Raw genomic sequence first — 26094 nt, 5'->3', positions numbered from 1 at the left:
ATTACACTTCGTGCCGCGCCACCGCCCAATCCTGTCGCCGCCCCGTTCCTGCCCCGCACCGCACTTATGACGCACACAAAAAAACCGCAGTCTCACGATTCGTACGCACCGGTGGCGCGCAACGCGGTACTGGCGTCGCGGTTGCCGATGTGGCGTTCGAAATTCGTCGTACTGGTCGTCTTCGCGGCATTTGCGGCGCTGCTCGGGCGGGCATTCTGGATTCAGGTGGTGAACCAGGATTTCTACGTCGAACAGGGGCAAAAGCGCTATCAGCGCACCATCGAACTCGACGCGACGCGCGGGCGCATCGTCGACCGGCACGGCGCATTGCTCGCCGTCAGTCTCGCCACCTACGAAATCTGGGCTACTCCGAAACTGCTCGACAACAGCACCTATGCGCCACTTTCGAAGCTGCTCGACCTGCCGCTTGCCGAACTACGGCGGCGGCTGACGGGCGACCGGAGCTTCGTGCTGCTCAAGCGCCAGGTCGATGCGGAGACTGCGGATCACATCGGCAAGCTCGGGCTGGCGGGCATCACGCAGATCGCCGATACGAAGCGTTTCTATCCGGAAGGCGAAGCGGCCGCGCACGTCGTCGGCTTCACGGATATCGAAGACCACGGCCAGGAAGGCGTTGAACTCGCCGCCAACGAGCCGCTGAACGGCGTACCCGGACAACGCGAAGTGATCCGCGACCGGCTCGGCCGCGTGGTCTCCGAAACCGGACCGCTCGTCCCCGCACGCAACGGCGCGACAATTCATCTGACAATCGATCGACGCATCCAGCAACTCGCGTACGCGCAGCTAAAGCTGGCGATCGCGAAGCACGACGCGCAGGCCGGCAGCGTCGTCGTGCTCGATGCACGCAACGGCGAAATTCTCGCGCTCGCCAACTATCCGAGTTTCGACCCGAACGACCGCGCACGCCTCACCGGACGTCAATTGCGCAATCGCGCTGTGATCGATACGTTCGAACCGGGTTCGACCATCAAACCGATCGTTGCGGCGCTGTCGATGGACCTCGGTAAAGTGCGGCCGCAAACTATCATCGATACGGCGCCTGGGTGGTACAAGATCGGGCCGAATGTGATCCACGACACGTCGAATCACGGCAAGATGACCGTTGCCGAGGCGATCCAGAAGTCGAGCAATATCGCGCTCGCCAAGCTCGCATTGAACCTGCCCGCCGAAACAATCTGGACGAAGTACCAGGACTACGGACTCGGCCGTGCGCCGGAGCTGACCTTTCCCGGCGTCGCCGCGGGCCGCGTGCGTCCACACCAACGCTGGCGACCGATCGAGCAGGCGACGATGGCCTACGGCTACGGTCTGTCGACCTCGTTGCTGCAGATGGCGCAGGTGTACACCGCCTATGCCGGCGACGGCACGCTGCACCCCGCCCGCCTGCTGCTCGACGATGCGGGCGATAAAGACGACGTACCGCTCCTGGCAGACGACAGCCGCCGCGTGACGACCCCCGCCACGGCCGCGGCCATCCGCACGATGCTCGAAATGGCAACCAGCGCCGGCGGTACCGGGCGCACGGCAGAAGTGGCCGGTTATCGGATCGGCGGCAAGACCGGCACCGCGCGCAAGCAGATCGGTGCGACCTATGCGAAGAACCGCTATCGCTCGCTGTTCGTCGGCATGGCGCCGATGAGCGATCCGCGTCTCGTCGTCGCGGTGATGATCGACGATCCAGCTGGCAAGGCATACTACGGCGGCACCGTAGCGGGTCCGGTGTTTGCATCCGTGACGGGCGGTGCACTGCAGTTGCTGGGTGTGCCACCGGATGCGTAACCGGCTTGCATAACCTCTGCGGAACGCGACAACGATAGCAATCACGGCTGCGCCACTTTGACGCAGACGCGACGGCACTCACTACGAACGATTCGGTGTGCGTGAATTCGCTGGAAACATCGCGATCTGCGGCACCTTAGGCAGTTTTTCTTCGCATCCGTCGCCGTACACATCGGCACATATCTGTACACATCGATACATATCGGTGCCGCGTTTTAAGTCTGGCTTAATTCTTCCCTGCAACCATGCACTCGACATCCCCTGTTGAGCCGCCGGAGTACAGGCGGCACTTTTTTTAACTCGAGATGTCGTCGGCGTACCGGACACATCACACGCATTCCTGCATAAGGAGTCAAACCATGACCGAAAACGCGGTGTTTACGCATCTGCAGGCCATGTCCGCCAACCTCCACGCACAGCAGATTCATTCGTGCACGGTGTCGGCACCCCAGCAGCTCCCGTGGGGACGCTCATACCGCCTCGTCGAATGGACGCTGAAGCACGATCCCGAAAGCCGGCGCCGCGCGGTGCCCGCCGAATACACCGCGACCGAAATTGCCGAACTGGTTATTTCCCACGTACCGGGACGGCGTTTTTGTCAGCAGACTGAGCAGGCGTAAATGCCGGGCGGCTCGCCCCGCAACCGGGCCGCCCTCGAAGAAAACATTCCCCGGCGATATAGCCTTTGCGCTAGCGTGTCACCGCCACCCTCCCGAACAAACCGGTAACCCACGACAGATGGCGTCATTTGCCGCCGCGTCGCAGTTACCGCGAAATCTCTTCTGTTCCGCTTTCAGCTTCCCGATTAACGCATTGCGTTGATGCAGATGGTCCGGAAGATGGTATTTTCCTCTCGTTGAAATAAGCGGCGCCTCACCGGTTTGCGCCCGCTTACGCGATTTTCACGAGAACGCAGACACCATCAGAATGGAGACCATGCCCCATGAGTGAAGCCCACGCCGCATTAATCACCCGCTTCTACGAAGCATTCCAGCGACTGGATGCGGAAACGATGGCCGCCTGCTATGCAAGCGACGCTGTCTTCAGCGACCCGGCATTCGGCGAGTTACGCGGTGCGGAGATCGGCGACATGTGGCGCATGCTCACGCAGCGCGCCCAGGATTTCTCACTGACGTTCGATCATGTCGTGGCTGACGGACAAACCGGAAGCGCGCACTGGATCGCGCACTACGTCTTCACGCAGAGCGGCAATCACGTGGTCAACGACATTCAGGCGCGCTTTGTCTTTTCGAACGGTCTTATCGTCGAACATCGCGACAGCTTCGACCTGTGGCGCTGGTCGCGCCAGGCGCTCGGTGCGAAAGGTGCGCTGCTGGGCTGGACACCGTTCGTGCAGAACGCGATCCGTCAGCAGGCCCGCAAGGGGCTCGCCGCGTTTCGTGCGAAACGCGGCTGAGTACGGCGCATACGCCTACAACAGCAACTTCAACCGACGATCGAGCGCGATGACCAGCGGGCTGACCAGCAGGCTCAGCCCGATCGCGATCAGGAACAGCACGGTCCCCGTATGCATCCCCACGAGCCCCATCATCGCGAAGATGAAATACGGGTGAATGAAATAGATGACGGTGGAGACCTTCGCGTAGAGATCGGTGGTCAGCGTGCCCGTACGACGCTGCACGAACAGGAAGATCGCCGGACAGGCGAGAATCAGCGAGAAACAGTTGTCGAAGTGATCGCGCACCGGATGGAAGAAATAGATGAGCGAGCTTTCGACAAACAGCGCGACGACGCCGAGCACAGTCAGCGCGAGCACCGTCGAATCGGACAGCGCATTCGCCCGCCCCTTCGCGATCAGAAAGCCAATCGCATACATCGGAAAGCCGAGCAGCAGGAAATTGCGGAACAGCCAGTAGTTGTTGAACAGCTTGTTCAGATACAGGTGGCTGCTGTCGACGTAGTTGAATACGTACTGCGCAGTGGCGCCAACCAGGAACAGCACAACTGCGGCCGTCAGCAGCTTCGCGTCGGACCAGCCGCGTACCCAGTACAGCACCAGCCCCGCGCCCAGCGACCCGGCCAGATACCACAGGTGGTGATAGCCGATCACGAGTTTCAGCAGGAACTCAACATCCTCCTTCACCGACTGCGGATGATGCGGATAGTAGAACGGCAGATACAGCACCATCCAGACCGCATACAACGTCGCCATCCGCTTGACCCACGGCAATAGCGGTTTGCCCTTCGCGACGATGTTGTAGAAGTAAAAACCGTTGATGATAAAAAACAGCGGCACGGCGATCCGCAGGAATCCGTTGACGAAAATAAAGCTCAGATAGTCGGAGGTTTCCTTGAAAATTTCGGCGTGCAGTGCGACCACCATCGCGGCCAGCGCGATTTTGGCGAAATCGATGCTTGCACTTCGCTGCATAACGCTTCTCCGGCAATAACGTGAATGACCGGTGATCTTAGCCTGGTAAAAATGACGAAAAAACGATTCTGTCTTGTGCTGGCTCGTCGTTCGGGTTGCTTTGCCGTATTTCGCCGGTGGGCCGGTCATGCACTACGCGTTCATCGTCGCGCAGAACGCCAGCGCATCGTCGAGACGATCGTTGCCCCAGAACATCTCGTCACCGACAAAGAACATCGGCGCACCGAAAATGCCCCTGGCCTGTGCAAGCTCGGTCTGCCTGCGCAAACCGAGCTTGTTTGCGTCGCCCTGTGCCTCGGCGAGAATTTGCGCAGCGGGTAAGCCAAGTTGCGTGAGCACCTCGCCAACATCGTCCGCCGATGCAATGTCGCGGTCCTGCGCGAAATTGCGCAGCATGATCTGCCGGCAATACTCGCCGATCCACGGTTGCTGCACACCGACCAGCGCGACCCGCAGCGCGAGTAGCGAATGTCGCGGGAACGCGCTCGGACGAAGCCACGGCAAACCGTACTTGCGGCACTCGCGCACCATGTCCTGCCACACGTACGCGCCCTTCTCCTTCTGCGCCACGAACGGCGATGTGGTGTAGCCGAGCGCCTGGAAAATCGGTCCCAGCAGGAACGGCTGCCAGCGGACCGTCACGCCACGCTGCGCCGCAGCCGCCTCGATACGCATGATGCTCAGATAGCTGTAGTTACTGGCGAAGTCGAACCAGAAATCGATCGTAGCCGGTTGACCTGCTGATACATCGGTAGTCATTGAAACGCCTCCTCCATGTCGTAGACAACCGGACGCCGTTGCTCGATGCTTTCGCGCGGCGGTGCATCCGGTTAATCGGTGCATGGTACCGCCTGAACACTAGCGCTTCATCACGAATCGTTCGCGAAAACCAGGCCCAGCGGTGCAGCAGCGAATGCGGCGCGGCATAAATCTCACCCGCGCATTGCGAATGACGCATTACTTTTACCGGATAAATCTAAAAAAACGGCGATAGTCCGCCGTCCTTACACTTTATGATCATTGTTTGATTGCATTCGCGCGATCGCCATACGTAAAATCGCGCGAGGTCTCCGCATAATCGGAAAGCGAGGCAGTATGGGCGCACAGGACATAATCGGGGCAATCAGAGGCGGACTGGTGCAGCAAGGCCGTCTGTTGAAACTGGATACACCCGCGGGTAATAACGTCCTGCTGCCCCACCGTGTCAGCGGACACGCCCGGATCGGCCGCGATTTCCTCTTCCAGCTCGACTGCGTGTCGACCTCGGACGATGTCCAGCTCAAGACGCTGATTGCCCAGGCCGTCACCCTCTGGATCCAGCAAACCGACGGGGCTTACCTGCCGCATCACGGCTACGTGCATATGGCGCGGCGGCTGGGCGCGGACGGTAACCTGACGACATACCAGATCGCCTTTTCGTCATGGATGCATTTCCTGAGATTCCGCCGCGACCAGCAACACTGGCAGGACAAGCCGGCGGACGAAATCATCGCGGACGTGTTCAACCAGCATCCGCAGGCGCAGGGCATGTATCGCTTCGCCCTGTCGACACCGCTGCCCTCGCGTTCGTACTGTCGTCAGGATGAGACCGACTGGAATTTCGTGAACCGGCTGCTCGAGTCCGAAGGGCTGTACGGCTTCTGGCAGCAAGCTGCCGACGGCAAATCGCACACGCTGGTCGTGACCGACCGCCTTCAAACGCTCGATCCGCTCTCGCCGGAGACGGTCAGCTTCTACCGGGCCGGCACCACCAGCGAGGTAGATGCGCTCGTGCAGTGGTCGGGCACCCGCACGCTGCAATCCAGCCTGCTGTCGACGCGCACCTTCGACTACAAGAGTCCCTCGACCCCGTTCAATCCCAAGGCAACGTCGGTTCCGACGATGGCGAACCAGGGCGATCTGCCCCATCAGACCGAGGTCTACGAATACACGGGGGGCTATACCTATCCGAAGCAGGAGCAAGGTGATCGCCTGTCGAAGATCCGCATGGAGGAATGGGAAGCGCAGGCGAAGCGCTTTCATGGCGTCGGCAGCTTGCGCGCAATGGATGCGGGACGGCGGTTCACGCTGGATGACCACCCCGAACACGACCAGGACACGGCGGACCAGCGCGAATTCGCGAGCATCGAGGTTGAGTGGCTCATCGAAAACAATCTCCCGCTCTCCGGCCACGAGGCGAACTATCCGCATAGTCTGACCGGTCAGCTTGCGCGAGCCCGTGCCGATGGCTCCGGCAAGACATTCAGCGTGAGCCACGCGGATGGTTCGACGGGTTTCTATCACGTCTCCCTCGAAGCGCAGCGCACGACAGTGCCCTACCGCAGCCCGTTCGAGCATCACAAGCCTGAAACCAGGCTGGAGTCAGCGATCGTGGCCGGGCCGAAGGGCCAGGAGGCCTACACCGACGAACTAAACCGGATCAAGGTGTTGTTCGTCTGGGACCGGCACAATCAGGGAGACGAACGGGCGTCGTGCTGGGTGCGCGTCGCGCAGTCCGATACCGGCGATGGTTACGGCGGCGTGCATATGCCGCGCGCGGGCGAAGAACTGCTGATCGGGTACGTTGGGAATGATATCGACCGGCCGATTGCGCTGCATCGCGTGTATAACGGCGCGGCGACACCGCAGTGGCATTCGAACGCCCTGCTCTCGGGCTTTCGCTCAAAGGAATTCTCGGGCAGTGGTTTCAACCAGATGGTGATGGACGACGCGACGGGCCAGAACCGCGTGCAGCTTTACAGCAGCAGCGCGAATTCGCAGTTGCATCTTGGATACCTCATCAACCACACGGATAACACCAGGGGCAACTTTCTCGGCAGCGGCTTTGACCTGAGTTCGGAGGCCCACGGTGCGCTGCGCGCGGGCCAGGGGCTCTATGTATCGACGCACCCCGTGGCAAGCCAGCCACTCGATGCACGGCAGGCCAGCAATCAGCTCATCGGCTCGGAAAGCCTGATCGAAGGCCTGTCGCAGGCCAGCGAGACGGCGAGTGCCGAGAGCCTGAGCGCAGGACACGATGCGCTGAAGAGTTTCACCGACGCGACGCAGCACAGTACGGCCGGAACGTCGGGCGGAGGCGGCGTCACCGCAGGCGGCGGAACGGGCAACGCAAAAACGTTTGCGCAACCGGTCATGCTGTTCGCCACACCGGCCGGTATCGCGCTGTCGACGCAAAAGTCGGCACACATCGCAGCCGACGAGCAGCTTAATCTGGTGAGCGGACAGAGCACGCATGTCGCGACCGGCAAATCGCTGGTTGCAAGCATCGGCCAGAAGCTGAGCCTGTTCGTGCAGAACGCAGGCATGAAGCTGTTCGCAGCGAAGGGAAAGATTCAGATCCAGGCGCAATCGGACAATATCGAACTGACCGCGCAAAAGACCATGACGCTGCAGTCCGCGACCGAGAAGATCGAAATCGCCGCAGATCAAGGCATCCTGCTGGTCTCACAGGGCGCGTATATCCTCATTAAGGGTGGCGACATCCAGATTCACGCACCCGGCAAAATCGATGTGAAGGGCAGTACGCACGCGTTCTCTGGACCGACCCAGCTCTATACGAATCTCGGTGCCTTCAAGCAGACAACGGGAATGTATGACGAAGCGCTGGTCTTCAAGGACGAGCTAGGAAAAACCATCCCGGACATGAAGCACCTGCTTGCGGTACGAAGCGACCTCTTGCACACCGCCACCAACGAGCAGGGGGCGATTTCGCGTGTGTTTAGCAACACGCCTGATCCGATCAAAGCGCACTTATATGTGCCGAACATCAAGGCCGGTTCCGATGAATTCGAATAAATATGGGAGATAGATGTGGCGGATGATTCGGCGGTAAACAGCGACGAGGGTACGGTTTATCTCAAGGGCGGGCTGCTGGGCGAAAGCGAGCTGAACCAGACACCGGATTCCTGCAAGGATTGCACGGTCACGTGCGAGCACCAGTGGTCGAGCTCGCAGATGGACAATATCGCCATGGAGGCCGACGACGGCGTGTTCCTGAAGGACCCCGTGCGGCGTGCGAAGCGTACTGCTGGAAACTACGCGCAGCTCTTCCTCGATGACGAAGGGACGGATAAGGCGGGGCGATTCTATTGGCCTGGACTGGCTGCATTCGCGGCGAAAGAGGTTGTTGCCGGAATGGAACTGGCGGTGCAGTTTCTATCGTGGGACAAGGTGCAATCGGCTCTTGCCATGGCGCGGGGGTCGGCAATGGTGACGTTCTACTATCTGGCGAAGGGCAATCTCTGGGTGTTTCTCGAGGTCACGACATGGCACCTGTTCTACAAGAAATATGGCAAGGAATTGTTCGAACATTGCAAAAGCCGACGCGACGTCGACACCTATGACGACGTGGTAAAGCCGATTGTCAAAGGCTTGCCCTGGGCGCTTGGTCAAAACAATGCGCTGATCGACGCGTTACGCAAAAGGGCGAATCCGATGATCGTGATCGGGCCCGACCTCATCCGGGATGGTGCCGCATTGTCCGAGATGAAGAACTGCAAGGTGACCACTTTTCTTTCCAATGGATTTTACCTGCTGGAACTGTACGAGACATCCACAGACGACGCGGCGAAGCAAAACCTCGCCTATGAAGCGGCATGGCAGTTCCTGCTGCATGAGCAAACGCTGCATCTTCAGGTGATGGTGTACAACCATCCCGAGTTTCAGAGTGCCATCGACATGAACGATTTTGGCCGGAAGCCGGTAATTCGGGCGTTCTCGGGCGCCAAGGACCCGGCCGTGTTCTTCAATGCATCCGCCGAAATCACCCCGGACATTGCCCAGCAACAACTCGACCACTACGATCTGACAGAGGACGACATCAAGGTAGAGATGGGTGATGGAAAACTCTATAAAACCGACGATCGCATGATCTACGTCAAAAAAATTCTGAAGAAATACCATTACCTGATGACCAACGCCAAGTATCGGCCTTACATGATCACGCAAATCTCAACGATCTCGGGTTGGAAGAATGCGTAACCGCGGTGTCATCGTTATCGCTAGTCTGATTGCTGCTTTTGCTGCAAGCGGCTTCGGTTGGCAAGCGATCAGTAACGCAACGGCGCAAGAGGAAAAAGCAACCATGCAACCTGACCTGGCCTTCGATTTGGGTGATGACAGCGACGCGGTAGTGCGCCCGGCCAAAGTGCCGATCAAGCGATCGCATATCTCGACGGCGTTGATGTACGACGCAAGCCGGATCGCGACCGGTGTGGAACCGGTATTCCAGTTCAAGGACCCCAAACATGGAATCGTCTTTCCTCAAGCCACCGACGTCGAATTCATGTCGGACACGGAGGAAGGCCGGAAGATAAGAAACATTCAATTGACGTTCAAGGTCCCGGTTTCGCCAAAGGATGTGCATGACACAGCGGCGTTCGAAGCCTACGACGAAGCGATGTACCGTTACGTGACGGGGGTGATTTCGCTCATCAACGGTGCGGGATGGAAACGTTATATTGCGTTATCATCGCCGCGCCTGGAGGGTCGAGGTACCTACGCCTTCGAGCCACCGGGCTACGGCGCTCCGACGTACGTTTCGTTTCCGAAACTCTTCTATGCAGATCCGAACTACAAACTGTCCTTCGATGAATGGAAACATTTGCCACGCGGGGCCAACATCGTCTGGCGCTGGTATACGGATGGTAGATTCATCGACCTGAAGTACAGCCGGGACGAACGCTCACCCGATTTGCCGGTTACGCTAGGCGATCAACTCGACGCACAGATTCAAACGGAAGCGGCATGGCTCGATACCTACGGCGCGACCGATGACACCGCACGCGCCAAATATCAGAGTGCCATTCCGAAGTATCTACACGCCCGTGAGGAAGCAGAGTCCAAAGCCCGTGCTCAAGGCGCGCGCATTCTAACGGATTGGGTTGATCCCACGATCGCGGGTATTGCTCCACCGAAAAATTGACTGCGCCTGGCGTCATCCAGCCAGCCAAGAAAAACCCCGTGAATCTTGCGATTCACGGGGCCATGACGAGATCGGTGGCAGATGAGGAGTCCGCCTTCGCCCCCAGCCAGGAGCTAGATTCGTCACGCGATGGATTATCCGGGTTGCACGGCGCTTCGTCATCGCTCAGGCAGACAAGAAACCATTGCGGAATCCGTGGCAATCGAATCGCTCGACGCAATCAATGCGGTACCGGAATATTGAACGGCTTACCCGGTACCCAGGCCCACGTCGCGACGACCTTCGCGCCCGCAGGGCCTGCTGCCGTCTCGTGCGCGACATTCGCCGGCATCCGGTAGCTCTCGCCCGCGTGAACAACACTGGGCGGTTGACCGTCCACTCGCACCGTGACCTCGCCCTCGAGCACATAGGCAACCTCAGGCCCCGTTGCCTTGTGCCACGGCTTGACCGCATTCGGAGGAAACTCGGCTATGCCCATGCCCATCTCGCGATCCGTTCCTGCAACCGGGACGCGTTGCAGAACGATGGTGTCCTTTGCAGCGGGCGCAGTGCCGGCTGCAAAAGCGGACTGCGTGGTGATTAAAGCCATCGCGACCAGAGAGAAATAACCGAGGCGTCTCATCGTCATTCCCTCTGGATTCAATGTTCGCTGCCAGCGATGGCCGTGAGAATCCGATATGCGGTGCTCACCCGTTCATCGATAGGAAAATTCTTGTTTGCAAGAATCACGATCCCCAGTTGCTTCGCCGGGATGAATGCCAGATACGCACCGAAGCCATTGGTCGAGCCCGTCTTGTTGATCCACACGTCTTCACGTGGCGCTTGCGGTGGTTTGAATCCGGTAACGGGTGTGGCGTTGGCAATCATCTCCGGTGAGTTGCCTTCCTGCAAGGTCTTCAACTCGACCGGGTATGCATACTGTTCCCATATCAGGTCTTGCGTCATCACGCCGGCCTTGAAGTAGCCGGTGTGTGTCTGCGTGATCGCGCGCTGGAGCTTCTCGTCCAGCTTCAACTGGTTCATGTTGGCTTGCAGGAAGCGCGTCATGTCGGCAGCCGAACTCTTGATGCCATACGCTTCGGTAGACAGCACGCCGGGCGACACGCGGATCGGCGCGCCGTCTTTTTTATAACCTTGCGCATAGTCGGCCAAATGGGCTTGCGGAACGTCGAAGTAACTGTTCGTCATACCGAGCGCGGCAAACAAACGCTGCTCGACTAGCGTGGCGAAATCCTGCTTCATGCTCGTCGCCGTGAGTACGCCAAGCATGCCGATGCTGATATTGGAGTAGGTCCGTCGCGTGCCGGGCGCATAAGCGGGTTGCCAGGCTTTCAGATACTGCGTCAGCTGATCGTTGTTGTTGACGTTATCCGGCACCTGTATCGGCAGGCCGCCCGGCGTATGCGTGCCCAGATCGAACACACGTACATCGGCGAACCGGCTGCCGCCCAGCAACGGCAGATACTTACCGACTCTATCCGTCAGGGTGAGATCGCCGTCGACTTGTGCAAGCGATGCGAGCGTCGCCGTGAAGGTCTTGCTGATCGATCCGAGTTCGAACAAGGTGTTCTGCGTGACCGGCTTCCTGGTTTCCAACGAAGCCACGCCATAGTTGTATACGTAGTGCTGTTGTCCATCGATGATGCCGATCGCCATACCTGCGATGTTGTTCTTCGCCATGACTGGCTGTACTGCTTCGTCGACGGTATGTCTGATCTGGTCTTGACGGTTGTCGGCGGCGAGGCTGATGGAGGTGATCGTGCACAACGCCAGGGTAACGGTTGTGACGAGATGGGTGGCTCTGAACTTCATTGGCGTGATTCCTTCACTCTCTGCGGGTCGGCCGACGGGATTCGGCTGCCTGAGAATATCGGTCCTTTGGGCAGTAAGGACAATCGACGATTATTTGCAGAAGGGTAAAGAAAATGTTGTGGGTTTGCTATGGTGCGAGATTGTCGGCCATGATGTTCGCCGAAATGCATCGTTCTCGCGATACCCGGATTGCGAGCGAAAGCGGAGTACGATGGCTAGCGACTTTCTCTGAACCTTTCCCGAAATCGTGTCGATGTATTTTTATCTCACCGCCTCATGACTCACTCAATCGCCGCACCCTGCACACGGGAAATCGAAATCCGCAAGAGCCGCTTTATCGCTCACGCGATTCCCGTCGCCGATCGCGACGCCGCGATGGTCGAGCTGCGTCGTCTGCGCGACGAGCATCCGGCCGCGACGCACGTATGCTGGGCATTGCTTGCGGGCGGCCAGTCCGGTATGTCCGACGACGGCGAACCATCCGGCACGGCCGGTCGTCCGATTCTGGAGGTGTTGCGACATCACGATCTCGACGGTGTACTCGGCGCGGTGATCCGCTACTACGGCGGCGTCAAGCTCGGTGCAGGCGGGCTCGTACGCGCGTACACCGATGCGATCGCGAGCGCGCTGCATGACGCAGTGCTGATCGAGCGTATCGCTCAGGTTCAGTTGCAGGTGGAGGTTGGTTACGCCGACGAGGCGCGGGTGCGCCGCTGGATCGAACAGGACCAACATGTGCTGCTGCAAAGTACACACGCGATGAACGTGTGCCTCACGGTCCAGCTACCTGCCACCGCGCTGGACCGTGCCCGCGACACACTGCGCGACCTTACCCAGGGCCGCGCGGTGTTTCCGGATTGAACATACGTCCTATGCAGCCTTCGTATCGGTGACAGCAGGATTCGGTTCGCGTCTTAGCGTCACGCTACGCCGCCCATCGACGCTAACCGGCACATCACCGGCAATCGTCACGCGGCGCACCACGCGATGCGCATCGCCATAATCGTTGACCGCATAGTGCTGGGTCGCGCGGTTGTCCCAGATCGCGACGTCGCCGGTCCGCCAGCGCCAGCGCACGACGTTCTCTGGACGCGTCACATAGCCTTGCAGCAGGTCGAACAGATGCGCCGACGCACTCGGCGTCACGCCGACAAAGTGCTTGATGAAGTGACCGAGAATCAACGTCTTCTCGCCGGTCTCCGGATGTACACGCACTGCCGGATGCTCGGTTTCGTAGCGCGTCGACACAAACTGCTCGCGATAACGCTTCGCCGCTTCGACATCGCGCCCGCGGCTACCGACGCTCGTATGGTTCGCGTAGTCGTATTCGTTGCTGTGCACGGCCCACAACTGGTCGGCTAGCGCTTGCAACGGCGGCGGCAAGTCTAGATAAGCGGTTGCCGTGTTGGCCCACACGGTGTCGCCGCCCACCTCAGGAATCGTCACACCGCGCAAGATCGACGCCTGCGGATAGGCATCGACAAAGGTCACGTCGGTATGCCACGAGTTCGCACGGCCACCACGGTGCGAATCTAGTTCGAGTAGATAGTCGGTACCGTCGATCACAGGCACGGTCGGATGCGACACCGGGTCGCCGAGCCGTTTGGCGAAGGCTTCCTGCTCTGTGTCCGTCAAGTGGGTCTGATCGCGAAAGAAGATCACCTTGTGGCGCAGAAGCGCCGCGCGTACCGCGTCGAGCACCGCGGGTTCGAGCGTGCCCGATAGCCGCACGCCGCGAATTTCGGCGCCGATGCGGCCGGTGACCGGCTGGATGTCGAGTGTGTTGGATGCAGCAAGGCTTAACGTCGTCATGGTGGCTCTCCAGTGTGGGTTGGACAGACAGCACGACGCCGTGCGAGGAGAAGGAAAGTGGCGTAGCTGTCGATCGAATGATCTAATCAGCGTTCACCGCCTCCGTAAAAGACTTGTTTTTTCTGTGCTTATGACGCGGATGAGGTAATGCATTTCGGCATTTTCGGCATGCTGCACCAACATCTAATCTGGCGTGATTGCAGCACACTACGACAACGTGGCAACAAAACCGTGCGGATTGAACTCACTCCGCGCGGCCTTTCAATCAGCGTTTCATACGTCAATGCGCAGCGGCCAGTTCCCGTGCGCGTGGTGCTTGCTTCGACTCGGCCACGGCATCCTCGAGTATCATCGCCGCGCCCTTCTCCGCCACCATCATCGTCGGCGCATTGATGTTGCCGGACGTGATGTTCGGAAACACCGACGCATCGACCACGCGCAGCCCCGTCACACCATATACACGCAGCCGCGAGTCGACAACCGATGTACGTGGATCGGAACCCATCGCACACGACCCGCACAGGTGATAGATCGACCCCGACTGCTCGCGGAAATACTGCAGCAACGCGGCATCGTCGTCGACCTGCGGCCCCGGTGAAATCTCCTCGACCGTGATGCCCTGCAGTGCAGGCGTCGCCATAATTCGCCGCACCAGACGGCAGCCTTGAATCACTTCATCGATATCCTTTTGCGTCGAGAGCGCATTGATGCGGATCTTCGCTGCATCCTCCACACGATTCGACGCAATCTCGATCGAACCACGGCTGGTCGGCCGGCATGGATTGAACGCCAGCAGAAACCCCGAATACGGCTCGGGTTCAAGACTGGCCGTGCTGCTCTTCGGAATCCGGTACGACAGCGGATTAAAGTACAGCTGCAGGTTCGGTTGCGCGTCGTGCTCGCTACCGCGGAAGAACCCACCCGACTGGTTCACGCTCATCGCCAGCGGCCCTTTGCGCGTGAACAGATATTGCAGACCGAGTTTCAGCTTGCCGAGCAACGGCCGCATCTCGTCGTTCAGCGTCTTCACGTTCGCGCGGTAGTAGAAGCTCACGCACAGATGATCCTGCAGATTCTGCCCAACCGCTGGCAACTCGTGCACGAGCGGAACACCGTAACGCGCGAGCAACGCACGATCTCCGATGCCGGACAGTTGCAGCAGCTTCGGCGTATCGACCGCACCGGCCGCGAGAATCACCTCACGGCGCGCGTTAAAGCGGCGCGTGTTGCCGTTCTGTTGCACAACGACACCCGTCGCGCGACGTGCATCGTCGAACAGCACCTGGCTTGCCAGCACCTCGCGCTCGACGGTGAGATTCGGGCGGTTGAGCGCCGGATGCAGATACTCGAAACTGCTCGACGAACGCTGCCCGTTGCGCGTGTTCACATCGTAAATACCGGCGCCTTCAAAGCGCGCACCGTTGAAGTCGTCGGTACGTGCGTAGCCTGCCTGCTCACAACCCTTCAGGAACACGTGACAGATCGGATGCACACCGTCCTTCATCGGCGAGATGCGAATCGGACCATCTGCACCGTGATGCACGGAATTGCCGAGCGGATGCGATTCGAGCTTGCGAAAATACGGCAGCACGTCGGCAAACGACCATCCCGGGTTGCCCGCCGCCGACCAGTCGTCGAAGTCGTGCGGCTGGCCGCGCACGAAGATCATCGCGTTGATCGAGCCGGAGCCGCCCTGCACCTTACCGCGTGGGCAGTAGATCGGACGGTTGTCGAGCGCCGGTTCGGGCTCGCTGTAGTACATCCAGTTGTAGGTCGCGTTGTAGTAGGTCTTCGTGAAGCCCACCGGCACGCGGAACCAGAACGAACTGTCCTTGCCGCCCGCTTCGAGCAGCAGCACCGAATGCTCGCCTGATGCCGACAGACGTTCGGCCAGAATGCAGCCCGCCGACCCCGCGCCGACGATGATGTAGTCGTAGTCCATCGTGTGTCCTTAGCCTTTGGCGGGCGCGAGATCCTTCACATCGGCGGGCTTTGCGGCCATCTGCAGATGCAGACGCTCGCCCGTATAAGGCGTGTGCTGTCGCACCACATCCATGTTCAGCTCGACACCGAGCCCCGGCTCGCTCGACGGAATGATGTAGCCGTCTTCCCAGCGAATCGGCGTCTTCAGAATGTCCGAGTGAAAACCACCCCACGTACCGATGCTTTCCTGAATCAGGAAATTCGGCGTGCAGGTTGCGAGCTGGATACTCGCCGCTGCGCCGACCGGACCGTTGTATAGATGCGGTGCGACCTGTGCGTAGTACACCTCGGCGAGCGCCGCGACCTTCTTCGCTTCGAGCAAACCACCCACACGCGCCACGTTCAGTTGAATGATCGAAGCCGCGCCGGCTTCGAGCAGCTTGTGGAATTCGTACTTGGTCGTCAGTCGTTCACCGGCCGAGATGGGAATGCTCGTGTGCTGCGCGACCTGCGCCATTGCGGCTTCCTGGCCCGGCGGTACCGGTTCTTCAAACCACAGCGGATCGTATTTTTCGAGCCGCTTCGCGAGTCGGATCGCCGACGAAGGCGCCATCTGCCCATGCGTGCCGAACAGCAGATCGGCCTTGCTGCCCACCGCCTCGCGGATCTTGCCGCAAAACAGTTCGCAACGATCGAGTACTTCGAGCGACAACTGATGCCCCGAATACGCGGTGTACGGACCCGCCGGATCAAACTTCACCGCAGTGAAACCGCGACGGACGTTTTCCGCTGCGCACTCCGCGGCGAGATCGGGATCGTCGTAGTCGTATTCGCCGCGACTGTTCTTCGGATACAGATAGGTGTACGAGCGCAACCGTTCGTTGACCATGCCGCCGAGCAGTTCATATACGGGCTTATTCGCCGCCTTGCCAATGATGTCCCAGCACGCCATCTCGAGGCCGCTGACGACACCCATCATCGTCAGATCGGGGCGCTGCGTGAAGCCGCTCGAGTACGCTTCGCGCCACAACCGTTCGACGTGGTGCGGATCGCGATCGAGCAGATAGCGCGCGAACACGTCGTCGATGATGTGCGTCATCGCGCTCGGGTGAAACGTAGCCGAATAGATTTCGCCGACGCCTTCGATTCCGCAATCGGTCCTGAGCTTCACGAAGATCCAGTACATGCCGCCCAGATGCGGCGGCGGGACCGCGACGACATGAGTTTCGAGCGAGATCACTTTCATGAGCGAACTTCCTTCCTGTTGAGCATATTGCGTAGTACGAGCCCCGCGCAGCCACCGAGCATCGCGACTGCGGCGACGTAGCCGAAGTACATCTGGTAGCCGGTCACGCCGGGAAACGTTTGAGTCAGATAGCCGTTGATAAGCGGCAGGAACACGTCGGGCGAATAACCGATCACCGAGATCAGGCCGATGGCGAGGCCCATCGTTTGCACCGGTACGTTGCAGCGGTCGAGTAGCGACCAGTAGAGACCGCGAATCGCATACGTCAGCACGCCGATGAACAGCACGAGGAACACGAGCATCACGTGACTCTGAATGTGCGGCGCGACGATCAGTCCGCAGAGCGACAGTCCGGCCAGAAACAGCGCGATGACGAGCACCGTGATCTTCGAATAGCGGTCGCCGAGAACGCCACCGCCGATGCCGCCGATCGGCCGCATCCAGAGCTTGAGTGTCGTGATCGTGCCTGCCATCACTACAGAAAGACCGATGTCGCCTTCGTGCAGATACGCGGAGAAACTGTAGGTCGCCCAGAACACCTGGTAACCGCAGAACACGATCGCCGCGACGAGCCACAACTCGGGAATGCGTGCGAGCGTCAGCAGATCGGTGAATACGTTGTTGCGTTTCTCCTCGGTTTGCGCGCGCGATGCGCGGTTTGCGTCCGAGTCGTCTTTCACCAGCGCCAGCACCACGCCGAGCCCAATGCACAAAAACGCGTACATGTAGACGACTAGCTTGAAACCGTACGCAACCGGTTCGCCTCGGGTCTGCGTCATCCACGCGAACAGCGTAATCGCGATCGTCGCGAGCAACGCTTCGACAAGGCCGCGGCCACCGTCGAGAAAACCGAAGAAGCGGCCCTGCTCGTCGTGGCCCGCGATCGTCGTCACGCGCTTGATCACCGCTGCCCAGAACGTGAGCCCCGTCGTCAGTCCCCAGCCGCTGAAGATCACCATCAACGTGGCAAAACCCGGCGCGCTTGCGTACCAGAGTCCGAGTGCGCCCGTTGCCAGCAGCGAAAAGCAGATCAGCAGACGCGGTGCGATGCGATCGGCGAGCCAGCCGCTCGGCAGATAGCTCAACAGAAAGATCGTGCCCAGCGACGAGTACAGATAGCCGAGTTGGCTATCTGTGATGTGGAACACTTCGAGCATCGTCGGCTGATAGACCTGCCGCAGATACAGGATCGGATAGATCGCGCCCGCGGCGATAACGAGCAGCGCGAGTTGCAGATAGCGTTGCGCTTTTGTATCGCGAGTTTCGCGCGTTTCGCGAGATGAAGCGGCGTCGCCGGATAGCGGCAGCGCGGCGGCAGATTTAACGACGGGTCGTACAGACACAGAGGCGCTCCTGAGAGACCCGAGACACGAACGGCAGTAGCTGGCGTCCGTTACGCGGCGTCCCCGATATCGTTGTTATGGTTACGGCGTGCTAACTCAACGCCGCGAATACGAAAAAACGCGCACCCAGCCGGATGCGCGCCGCGAAAATTTCAATACTTCATGACCACAAGGCGGGTCTGCGTGAACTCGAGCATGCCGTGCTTGCCATCGTCGCCGCCGAGGCCCGAGCGTTTCCAGCCTGCATGGAAGCCTTGATAGGGATCGGCGGGCGTGCGGTTCACATATAGCTCGCCGGCTTCGATGTCGTTCGCGACTTTCATCGCCGAACGGTAATGCTCGGTATAGAGCACCGACGAAAGACCGAACTGATGATCGTTGGCGAATGCCAGCGCTTCGTCGAGCGTGCTGTAGCGGATCACCGGCATGATCGGTCCGAAGGTTTCTTCCTGGACGATCTCCATGTCCTGGCGGCAGTTCGACAGCAATGTTGGCGGATAGAAGAAACCCTTGCCGTCGGGCAGCGTGCCGCCCGTCTCAAGCTTCGCACCGGCTGCAACCGCACGTTCGACCATCGCATGAATCCCGCGACGCGACGCGTCGTTCACCAGCGGTCCCATCAACGTCGGGTCTTCACTGCGATCACCGAAGCGCACGTTCTGCATATGCGCTTTCAGCAACGCGACGAAACGGTCATGCACGCTCTCGTGCACGTACACGCGCTCGATCGCCGTACAAAGCTGGCCACAGTGGGTCGTCTTCGACGCGACAAGTTCACGCGCGGCGCGCTCGAGGTCTGCATCGGGTTCGATGATTGCCGGTGTCTTGCCGCCAAGTTCCAGCGACGGCTTCGCGATATTCGTCTTGCAGTAGTCGAGCACCTTGCGACCCGCGGCGACACTGCCCGTCAGCGTGATCATGCCCACTGCCGGATGCGTGCAGACCGCTTCCGCAGTCGCGTGGCTCATCGCGAGTATGTTGATGACGCCGGGTGGCAGTTCTGCCTGTGCCACCGCCTTCGCGATTTCGAATGCGGACGTCGGCGTGTTGTTGCTCGGACGCACCACTACCGTGTTGCCTGCAATCAACGCCGGCGCGATCTTGCGCATCAGCGTATAGACCGGGTAGTTGAACGGGATCAAAGCCGCGACGACACCGATCGGCTCGCGATGCAGCACCAGGTTTTCGTCGGGGGTATCGCTGGGAATCACTTCGCCTTCAATGCGTCGCGCCCATTCGGCGTGATAGCGGGTGATCTGGCCGGCGTAGATCGCCTCATTGGTCGCATCGGCGAGACTCTTGCCGGACTCCGCGGCAAGCGCTGCGCCGATCGCGGGTGCGCATTCGGTCAGCGCATCGGCAAGCTTGTGCAGCCAGGCGCCGCGCTCCGCGGACGGCAGCTTGCGCCAGCCTTTCTGGGCGAGCGCCGCGGCGTCGACGGCGGCAACGGCCTCGGCGCGGGACGCACCCGACACCTGGCCGATGGCCGCTTCAGTGGCCGGGTTGTAGACGGTGATCAGTTCGTCGGTAGCCGGGTCGATGAACCGGCCATTCACAAAGTTCCGCTCGAGTCGCATGGTTCCTGCCTGTGGGCGTAGCGCGGCGACGCGCATAACCGGCGGCTATGGGAGACATGCAACCGGCGCATGAGCGAAATTGTTCTATGCGGCCGGCTGGCGGGACAAGCGATTAATCCGCGGGAGGAACATGCGGAAAATGAATGTTAGTCGGGAGGCGTACGTGGCATGCGGCACCACGTACGCTTTTGTCCTCCCGACGTTACGGCGTCGGCGTTGCGAGCGGCTTCGTATAGTCCGCCGCCGGACCGGATGGCGGCAGCAGTGCGGTACCGCTTGCCCAGTCTGTCGGTGTGGCCGACAGCGTGTAGCTCAACGTGCCGCCGTTCGCGATCTCGGCAAGCGGCAACCACGAGCCCGTCCAGGTCTTGCCGTTCAGTTGCACCGACTTGATATACGGCTTGTTGTTCAGCAGCGCTTCATCATCGGCTTCGATACGCAGCTTCTTCGTTCCGTCGCCGAGCCACACCGTCATGCCCTTGAACTGCGGGGTCGACATCGCCAGTCCGGGCGCAGACGGAATCACCGGATAGAGCCCGAGCGACGCCCACAGATAAAAGCCCGAAGTCGCGCCAAGGTCGTCGTTGCCCGGCAGACCGCCCGGATCGTTATTGAACGTCTGCGTCAGGACGATTGGGATCACGCGTTGCGCAAGCTGCGGCGTGCCGGTCCAGTTATAGGCCCACGGCGTCTGCAACGATGGCTCGTTACCGATGTACAGCGTGCTGCCACCTTCTCCGCTGTTCAGCGTAGGTCCGCTCGGCAGCGCGCCGCCGTACGGGTTGGTTGCGTCCAGTCCGAACAGCGCGTTCAGTTGTGCGATCGCTGTCGCATTGCCGCCGAGTTTCGCATTCAACGCCGTGTAGTCGTGCCGCACCGTCCACAGATAGTTCGGCTCGGTCGATTCGTGGAAGCCTCCGTTGTTCGGATCGTTGAACACCCACTGGCCGCTCGAATTCTTCGGTACGAGCGCCGCCGTCACGCCGCCGAAATAGTTCTGGCTCGCCGGAATACTCGTGTCGAAGATATTCGCCCAGTTGCCCGCGCGCTTGTGCAGCGCGGTGACATTGCTCGCGTCCTGCGTGTTGCCGAGCGCGGCGAGGAAGTTGCCGATGGACTCGTCGGTGGTCATGAACTCCAGCGTCATCGATCCCGAGTGATTGTTCGGAACGATATCGGTCGCGACATAGCCGTTCTTCAGATAGAAACTGCCGGCCGCCGGCACCACGCTCGACTTGTCGTTACACGCGCCAACCGTGTACGTACCACCCGGTGTCTTGCCGAACGCCGATTGCAGCATGTACTTGCGCGCAGTTGCCGTATCGAACGAACGCGCACCAAAGATATACGCACCCGCAATCGCATTCGGCGCGTGGTCGCCTTCCATCGGCGTGGTGTCGTCGCTACCGTCGACCCAATGCGGAAACGCGCCACACTGGCTGGCATCGGCGACAAGCGACTGCATCATGTCGCTCACTTCCGAAGGGAACAGCAACGCCTGCAACTGCGTTTCCGACCGGTACGTGTCCCACAGCGAGAAGCCGGAGTAATGCGTCTTGTAGGCGGCCGCATTGCCGGGCACCGGGTACTGCGACACGTTTGCGGTTGGTCTGGCCGGTGCCGTGTTGCCCGGTGCCGACAGATTCGCCTGCTGCATGCTGCGGTAATCGCCGTTGACGTCGCTATAGACCGTCGGCCCGGTTAACGTGTGATACAGCGCGGTGTAGAACTGCGTCACGTAGTTGGTCGCCGTCTGCAGTTGCGATGAGCTCAGCTTGTCCATCGCGCCGGGTGCGGCGAGATCGAGCTGGACTGTATTGAGCCGATGATTCCAGATGGCCTGCTGGTTCTGCTGAACGCTGTCGAACGACCAGTTCGGGTTTTCGGTGGTCAGGTTCAACTTCGCATTGGCCACGCTAACCGAAGAAATACCGACCTTCAACTGAACGACCGTCGGGCTGCCTGCTGCGCCCTGCGCGAAGCCGATGTTGGCGACACCGTTGGCGACTTTCGTTGTCTTCGGATTGATCGCCGTGTCGAAGAGCATGTAGAAGTACACCGGCTTGTACCAGGTGCCGCCGCAAAACGCGCCGACCACGGTTTGCCCCGACACCACGCCCGTTTGCGCATCGACCGCGATATTGACGAGCTTCGGCGATACGCCGCTCTTCATGCCGTTGCTGATCAGCGCGTTGACAACCAGCGATGGGCTCATCGAAGCAGGAAACGTCAGCCGTGCCATGCCGGTGCGCGTCGTCGCCGTCAATTCGTTGACGATGCCGTTACCGGTTTTCACCTTGTAGTAGCCTGGCAACGCACTTTCGTCCTTATGCGAGAACGTCAGCGAACCGCCGCCGGGAATCATCGCCACCGCACCCTGGCCACGACAGCCGGGACCCTGCAGATGCGTGAGGCTAAAGAAGTCGATGCTCGTATCCCCGTAGAAATAGCCGCCGGAGCCTTCCCCGTAGGGTGAGTTGCTGCCTGGCGTGTCCGGCCCGAAGCTGACCATCCCGAACGGGGTTTCCGCTGCGGGGTTGAGGTTGCCGGGATAACCGTACAGGCCCGTATCCGGCGTATCCGTGCCGATAAACACGTTGACGAATTTCGTCAGGCCCGCGATGTCGGTGCGTGTGACGGCAGCGGGTGTGTTCGTAGCCGGTGTGGTCGGCGTGCTGGCGGAGGGCGTAGCCGAACCGCTGCCCGCCCCTCCCGTCACCGGATTGTCCGTGGTCGTGCCGGAATGCGCGGCGGTCTGCGTTGAACCTACATCGCCGCCGCAACCGGCGAGCGTGGCCATGCCCGCCATGACAACGGCGAGTCTTAATAGATTTTTCATGCGTATCATCTCCCTTCTTATTGGACGCATCGAGCGATGCGCTAACTACTCTGACTACTCCGACTACCCCGAACTGACCAACGTGAGCGCGCGACAGCGCGCCACGCAGTCAGCGTTGCTGTTCGTCCAGATGGTCTTCCTGAGACGGAAGTGGTCGAACTCTTCGATGCGGCGGATTACCGCTCTCGTTGCGGCTTGACGACCGGGGGCGTTCGTTGCGAACGCCCAGGTCACACCGCGGATGTCCTACCTGGTCGAACGGGAAACAGTGCGCGCGTAACGACACGTGGCGCGCACTGTTTCGTTCGATCGACCATCGGTCCAGTGGGACCGAAGTGTTGCCCTGCTCAGCTCCCCACTGCGATCCCGAACACATGCAGCTTGCCGGTGCTGGCCGTGCGCGGCAGCGTCACGCTCGCGACCGTCTTGCCTGTGGCAAGCGGCACCTTGATCGCGAAGAGATACGTCTTCGTGTTGTCCTTCTGACCGTTGCCCTGGTTGCGGTACGGCATCGTCAGCGCGGTCTGTGCGCCCGTACTGACGCTGGCCGAGCCGCCGTTCAATGTCCAGTCATCGAAGGCAAGCGTAAAGGTCGTGGATGTGCCGTCCGAATACGTGACGCGCGCCTGACCGCTGCTCGGTCCGTTGTTGGACGAACCCAGCACGACCAGATTGCCGCCCGGCTGGGCACTGCTCAACGTGATCGTCTGACCGAGCGCGACCGCATTGTTCAGCCCGCCCATGCCCGAGGTCGCGAAAGTCGCGCCATCGAAGACGAACGGCTGGCTCCCGCTCCATCCGGCCGCCGCCATCGCATTCGACGAATAGCTGTACAACCCGCCGTCGAAGTCCGCACCGTTGCCGTCGGTGTTGGCGCTGCCATCGGTACCGGCACCGTGGTTGTTGAACGCGTCCAGCACGTTCTGGGCAACCGGCACGGCAAACGAAGGCGGCGCATCGGATGCAGCGGTGCCCCAGTCGGACGCCGATGCACCCATCGTGAAGTCCATCTTCGCACCGTGCTCCAGCGCGGCGAGCGGCAACCAGCTGCTGGTCTGCGCCGTGCCGTTCACCGTCAGGCTCTGTACGTAGTTGGAATCGGGCGCGCCGCGCGCGGCGATCTGCAGCGTTTTGCCATTGCCGAGATGCACGACGATCGACGGAAATTGCGGGCTGCCGATCGCAAAACCGCCCACCGCCGGAATCTGCGGATACAGACCCAGTGCGCCCCAGACATACCAGCCCGACACGGCGCCGAGGTCGTCGTTGCCTGGCAGACCATCCGGCTTCGTGCTGAACGCCGTGTTCATGATCTGCTGCACGACGTTCTGCGTGCCGGACGGCGAGCCCGCCCAGTTGTACATCCACGGTACTTCGAACGTGGGCTCGTTACCCATGTAGAAATTGGGCAAGCTCATCCCTGCATTGAGCACCGTGAAGAACGTATTCAGGCGCGACACCACGGCGGTGTTTCCACCCAGCTGCGAGAACAGCCCTGCCGCATTGAACGGCACCATCCACGTGTATTGCTCGGCATTGCCTTCAACGTAGTTGTCGGTGCTGTTGGGGCTTTCGGAAACCCAGCTGCCGTCACCGTTGCGCGCGGCGAGCAGCGGCGGCGTCAGCGACGTATTCAGCACGTTCTGCCAGTAAGCCGAGTGGCTGAGCGCCATCTTCTGGATCGTGGTGTTGCCGAGCGCGCCGGCAAACTGCGACACCGCGAAGTTGCTGCTCGTGTACTCGAGATTCGTCGACCCCGCAGCCCACACGCCGTCACCGGGAACCAGATGGCCGGCACCGAGAAAATCGTTCAGCCCGCCATACGTGGTCATGCCTGGGTTCTGACACGCGGTACCCGGAATGTTCACCATCTTGACCATGTGGGCGAGCGCGCCCTTCTGATCGAAGTTCCTTGCGCCGAACGCGTACGCGCCGGCAACCATCAGCGAGCCCGCATCGCCCGGCATCACACCGTCCTCGACGTTGTCGTTGACCCAGTGCGGAATCGCACCGCACTGATCGGCGTCGTTCACGAGCGACTGAGCCATGTCGCTGGTCTCATTCGGGTTCAGGATGGCCTTCAAGGGAATCAGCGAGCGATAGACATCCCAGCCCGAAAAGCTCGTGTACTGCGCGGCCTGTCCGTGCGCCACGGTATGAACGGCGTTGTCGAAGCCGATGTACTGCCCGTTGACGTCGCTAAAAACGCTCGGTGCCCACGACGCGTGATACAGCGCTGTATAGAACTTGGTCATCGCATCGGGCGTGCCGCCTGACACCTGAATCGAATTCAACCGCTCGTTCCAGGTCCGGTCGGCGAGCGCCTTGATGCCTTCGAAGTCCCAGCCCGGGTTCTCCTTCAGCAGATTGCGCTTTGCATTGTCGACACTCACGTAGGAGATACCGACTTTCATCAGCACCGTCGAGCCCGCATCGAAATTCATCGTCGCAATGCCATTGCTGAACGACGACGTGCTGTTGAACGGCTTGCTGAACTGTGCGTAGAAGTAGACCGGCACGCTGGTGGAATTGCCGCAGAATCCGCCGCCGATCGTGCTGCCGGAGATCGCATTGCTCGCGACCTTGATGATGCTGCCCGAGACCTGCGAGCGCGTGTTGGTTCGCGTGGCGTTGAGCACGAGGATCGACGGTTGCGAGGCCGGATAGGTGAAGCGGCCGAAACCGCTGCGCAAGGTCGCCGTCAGCTCGACCTTGACCTGGCTGTCGAGCACCACCGAATAGGCGCCGGCCTGCGCGTGCTCGTTGCTGTGCTGGAACGTCGGGACCAGTTTCGTGACATCGGTGGTCGGCATGACGGGGAATTCGCCATCGTTGCCTGAGCATCCGGCGCCGCTCATGTGCGTCAGGCTAAAGCCCTGGATGCTGTTGATGTCGTAGTAGTAGCCCGCCGGAGAGCCCGGCTCCGCACTGTTCGATGGGGCGGGTGTGGTGTTCGTATCGGGGGCCCACTGGACCATGCCGGACGGCAAACCTGCCGCAGGCACTACGCTCCCCGCCTGACCGGCGGGCACGGGGTTAGGCGAATTGCTCGCCAGCGTGCCGATCAGCGGATTGACGTATTGCGTCACCCGCATCATGGAACCGGACGCCGCAAGATTCTCGGCACTGTCTGCCGCTGCCGCGCCCGCCGAGCCGCCGGCACCCGCCGACGCATTCGCATTCTGGCGCGCAACCGCTGCTGCATCGACCGGCCCGCTGCCGGGATGGCTGTCGCCACCGCATCCGGCCAGAACGCCTGTTGCAAGCAGAACGAAGATGACCTCGGTGAATCTCTTCACAATCGTCTCCTTATTTTGCAATTATTGTTTAGTAGACATCCTAAACATTATCTGTTCTGACAGCCGGAAAGATGGCGTAAGCGAGTCTAGACGTATTAAATCGTTCGTGTCAACGGCGACTCTTTTAC

18 protein-coding genes are annotated in these 26094 nt (G+C 60.4%); 7 read left to right on the top strand and 11 right to left on the bottom strand.

Annotation, left to right across the window (positions count from 1 at the left end):
* Positions 1-66: 66 nt before the first annotated feature.
* From BWP39_RS30680 to BWP39_RS30670, 3 genes are all read left to right on the top strand, one after another.
* Entirely contained in the window at positions 67-1800 is a 1734-nt protein-coding gene (locus BWP39_RS30680) for a peptidoglycan D,D-transpeptidase FtsI family protein (protein WP_096725922.1), read from the top strand.
* A gap of 359 nt (positions 1801-2159) precedes the next feature.
* Positions 2160-2420, top strand: a complete 261-nt coding sequence (locus tag BWP39_RS30675) for a DUF2866 domain-containing protein (protein WP_096725921.1) — start codon at positions 2160-2162, stop codon at positions 2418-2420.
* Positions 2421-2743: 323 nt separating this feature from the next.
* Positions 2744-3217 (top strand): nuclear transport factor 2 family protein, encoded by a 474-nt coding sequence (locus BWP39_RS30670; RefSeq protein ID WP_096725920.1) that lies wholly within the window; start codon positions 2744-2746, stop codon positions 3215-3217.
* A 15-nt stretch (positions 3218-3232) separates the two neighbouring features.
* Here the strand turns inward: BWP39_RS30670 and BWP39_RS30665 are convergent, their stop codons facing one another.
* Both BWP39_RS30665 and BWP39_RS30660 read right to left on the bottom strand, forming a co-directional pair.
* Positions 3233-4192 (bottom strand): acyltransferase family protein, encoded by a 960-nt coding sequence (locus tag BWP39_RS30665; RefSeq protein ID WP_157915208.1) that lies wholly within the window; start codon positions 4190-4192, stop codon positions 3233-3235.
* Positions 4193-4324: 132 nt separating this feature from the next.
* Complete coding sequence (locus BWP39_RS30660; protein ID WP_096725918.1) at positions 4325-4951, bottom strand: 2-hydroxychromene-2-carboxylate isomerase; 627 nt, start codon at positions 4949-4951, stop codon at positions 4325-4327.
* A 336-nt stretch (positions 4952-5287) separates the two neighbouring features.
* On the opposite strand from BWP39_RS30660, the gene BWP39_RS30655 reads away from it, so the two are divergent.
* From BWP39_RS30655 to BWP39_RS30645, 3 genes are read left to right on the top strand one after another with little or no spacing between them, the layout of a single operon-like run.
* The gene (locus BWP39_RS30655) at positions 5288-7987 is read left to right on the top strand and encodes a type VI secretion system Vgr family protein (protein WP_096725917.1); all 2700 of its coding nucleotides are present in this window, start codon (positions 5288-5290) and stop codon (positions 7985-7987) included.
* 15 nt (positions 7988-8002) lie between these two features.
* On the top strand, positions 8003-9172 hold the full coding sequence (locus BWP39_RS30650) for a DUF2515 family protein (RefSeq protein ID WP_096725916.1): 1170 nt from the start codon (positions 8003-8005) through the stop codon (positions 9170-9172).
* Positions 9165-10115, top strand: coding sequence for a hypothetical protein (locus BWP39_RS30645; protein WP_096725915.1), 951 nt, complete (start codon positions 9165-9167; stop codon positions 10113-10115). The genes BWP39_RS30650 and BWP39_RS30645 overlap by 8 nt, the downstream gene beginning before the upstream one ends.
* 220 nt (positions 10116-10335) lie before the next feature.
* On the opposite strand, the gene BWP39_RS30640 is transcribed toward BWP39_RS30645, so the two are convergent.
* Complete coding sequence (locus BWP39_RS30640; RefSeq protein ID WP_207557200.1) at positions 10336-10743, bottom strand: cupin domain-containing protein; 408 nt, start codon at positions 10741-10743, stop codon at positions 10336-10338.
* Positions 10744-10754: 11 nt separating this feature from the next.
* The gene (ampC, locus tag BWP39_RS30635; RefSeq protein ID WP_096725914.1) at positions 10755-11927 is read right to left on the bottom strand and encodes a class C beta-lactamase; all 1173 of its coding nucleotides are present in this window, start codon (positions 11925-11927) and stop codon (positions 10755-10757) included.
* Positions 11928-12203: 276 nt separating this feature from the next.
* On the opposite strand from ampC, the gene BWP39_RS30630 reads away from it, so the two are divergent.
* Positions 12204-12788 carry an IMPACT family protein gene (locus tag BWP39_RS30630; protein WP_096725913.1) on the top strand — a complete coding sequence of 195 codons (585 nt, stop codon included), beginning with the start codon at positions 12204-12206 and terminating at the stop codon, positions 12786-12788.
* Between the two features lie 9 nt (positions 12789-12797).
* On the opposite strand, the gene BWP39_RS30625 is transcribed toward BWP39_RS30630, so the two are convergent.
* From BWP39_RS30625 to BWP39_RS30590, 7 genes are all read right to left on the bottom strand, one after another.
* Positions 12798-13739 (bottom strand): TauD/TfdA dioxygenase family protein, encoded by a 942-nt coding sequence (locus BWP39_RS30625; RefSeq protein ID WP_096725912.1) that lies wholly within the window; start codon positions 13737-13739, stop codon positions 12798-12800.
* 280 nt (positions 13740-14019) lie between these two features.
* Positions 14020-15681 carry a GMC family oxidoreductase gene (locus BWP39_RS30620; RefSeq protein ID WP_096725911.1) on the bottom strand — a complete coding sequence of 554 codons (1662 nt, stop codon included), beginning with the start codon at positions 15679-15681 and terminating at the stop codon, positions 14020-14022.
* Positions 15682-15690: 9 nt separating this feature from the next.
* Positions 15691-16908, bottom strand: a complete 1218-nt coding sequence (locus BWP39_RS30615) for a mandelate racemase/muconate lactonizing enzyme family protein (protein WP_096725910.1) — start codon at positions 16906-16908, stop codon at positions 15691-15693.
* On the bottom strand, positions 16905-18215 hold the full coding sequence (locus tag BWP39_RS30610; protein WP_096726275.1) for an MFS transporter: 1311 nt from the start codon (positions 18213-18215) through the stop codon (positions 16905-16907). Before BWP39_RS30610 ends, BWP39_RS30615 begins: the two co-directional genes overlap by 4 nt.
* A 188-nt stretch (positions 18216-18403) precedes the next feature.
* Positions 18404-19828: an aldehyde dehydrogenase gene (gene aldA / locus BWP39_RS30605; RefSeq protein ID WP_096726274.1), complete on the bottom strand. Its 1425-nt coding sequence runs from the start codon at positions 19826-19828 to the stop codon at positions 18404-18406.
* Positions 19829-20030: 202 nt separating this feature from the next.
* Positions 20031-22667: a GH92 family glycosyl hydrolase gene (locus tag BWP39_RS30600; protein ID WP_096725909.1), complete on the bottom strand. Its 2637-nt coding sequence runs from the start codon at positions 22665-22667 to the stop codon at positions 20031-20033.
* A gap of 347 nt (positions 22668-23014) precedes the next feature.
* Entirely contained in the window at positions 23015-25966 is a 2952-nt protein-coding gene (locus BWP39_RS30590; protein ID WP_207557199.1) for a GH92 family glycosyl hydrolase, read from the bottom strand.
* Between the last annotated feature and the right edge of the window lie 128 nt (positions 25967-26094).

Source organism: Paraburkholderia acidicola, from assembly GCF_002362315.1.
GTDB lineage: Bacteria > Pseudomonadota > Gammaproteobacteria > Burkholderiales > Burkholderiaceae > Paraburkholderia > Paraburkholderia acidicola.
The sequence above is the reverse complement of the archived record's forward strand: the minus strand, read 5'-3'. Positions and strand labels throughout refer to the sequence as shown.

Excerpts from the sequence above, each read along its gene's own strand:
- BWP39_RS30680 (WP_096725922.1), top strand. The coding sequence starts at position 67 with ATGACGCACACAAAAAAACCGCAGTCTCACGATTCGTACGCACCGGTG.
- BWP39_RS30675 (WP_096725921.1), top strand. The coding sequence starts at position 2,160 with ATGACCGAAAACGCGGTGTTTACGCATCTGCAGGCCATGTCCGCCAAC.
- BWP39_RS30670 (WP_096725920.1), top strand. The coding sequence starts at position 2,744 with ATGAGTGAAGCCCACGCCGCATTAATCACCCGCTTCTACGAAGCATTC.
- BWP39_RS30665 (WP_157915208.1), bottom strand. The coding sequence starts at position 4,192 with ATGCAGCGAAGTGCAAGCATCGATTTCGCCAAAATCGCGCTGGCCGCG.
- BWP39_RS30660 (WP_096725918.1), bottom strand. The coding sequence starts at position 4,951 with ATGACTACCGATGTATCAGCAGGTCAACCGGCTACGATCGATTTCTGG.
- BWP39_RS30655 (WP_096725917.1), top strand. The coding sequence starts at position 5,288 with ATGGGCGCACAGGACATAATCGGGGCAATCAGAGGCGGACTGGTGCAG.
- BWP39_RS30645 (WP_096725915.1), top strand. The coding sequence starts at position 9,165 with ATGCGTAACCGCGGTGTCATCGTTATCGCTAGTCTGATTGCTGCTTTT.
- BWP39_RS30640 (WP_207557200.1), bottom strand. The coding sequence starts at position 10,743 with ATGACGATGAGACGCCTCGGTTATTTCTCTCTGGTCGCGATGGCTTTA.
- ampC (WP_096725914.1), bottom strand. The coding sequence starts at position 11,927 with ATGAAGTTCAGAGCCACCCATCTCGTCACAACCGTTACCCTGGCGTTG.
- BWP39_RS30630 (WP_096725913.1), top strand. The coding sequence starts at position 12,204 with ATGACTCACTCAATCGCCGCACCCTGCACACGGGAAATCGAAATCCGC.
- BWP39_RS30625 (WP_096725912.1), bottom strand. The coding sequence starts at position 13,739 with ATGACGACGTTAAGCCTTGCTGCATCCAACACACTCGACATCCAGCCG.
- BWP39_RS30620 (WP_096725911.1), bottom strand. The coding sequence starts at position 15,681 with ATGGACTACGACTACATCATCGTCGGCGCGGGGTCGGCGGGCTGCATT.
- BWP39_RS30615 (WP_096725910.1), bottom strand. The coding sequence starts at position 16,908 with ATGAAAGTGATCTCGCTCGAAACTCATGTCGTCGCGGTCCCGCCGCCG.
- aldA (WP_096726274.1), bottom strand. The coding sequence starts at position 19,828 with ATGCGACTCGAGCGGAACTTTGTGAATGGCCGGTTCATCGACCCGGCT.
- BWP39_RS30600 (WP_096725909.1), bottom strand. The coding sequence starts at position 22,667 with ATGAAAAATCTATTAAGACTCGCCGTTGTCATGGCGGGCATGGCCACG.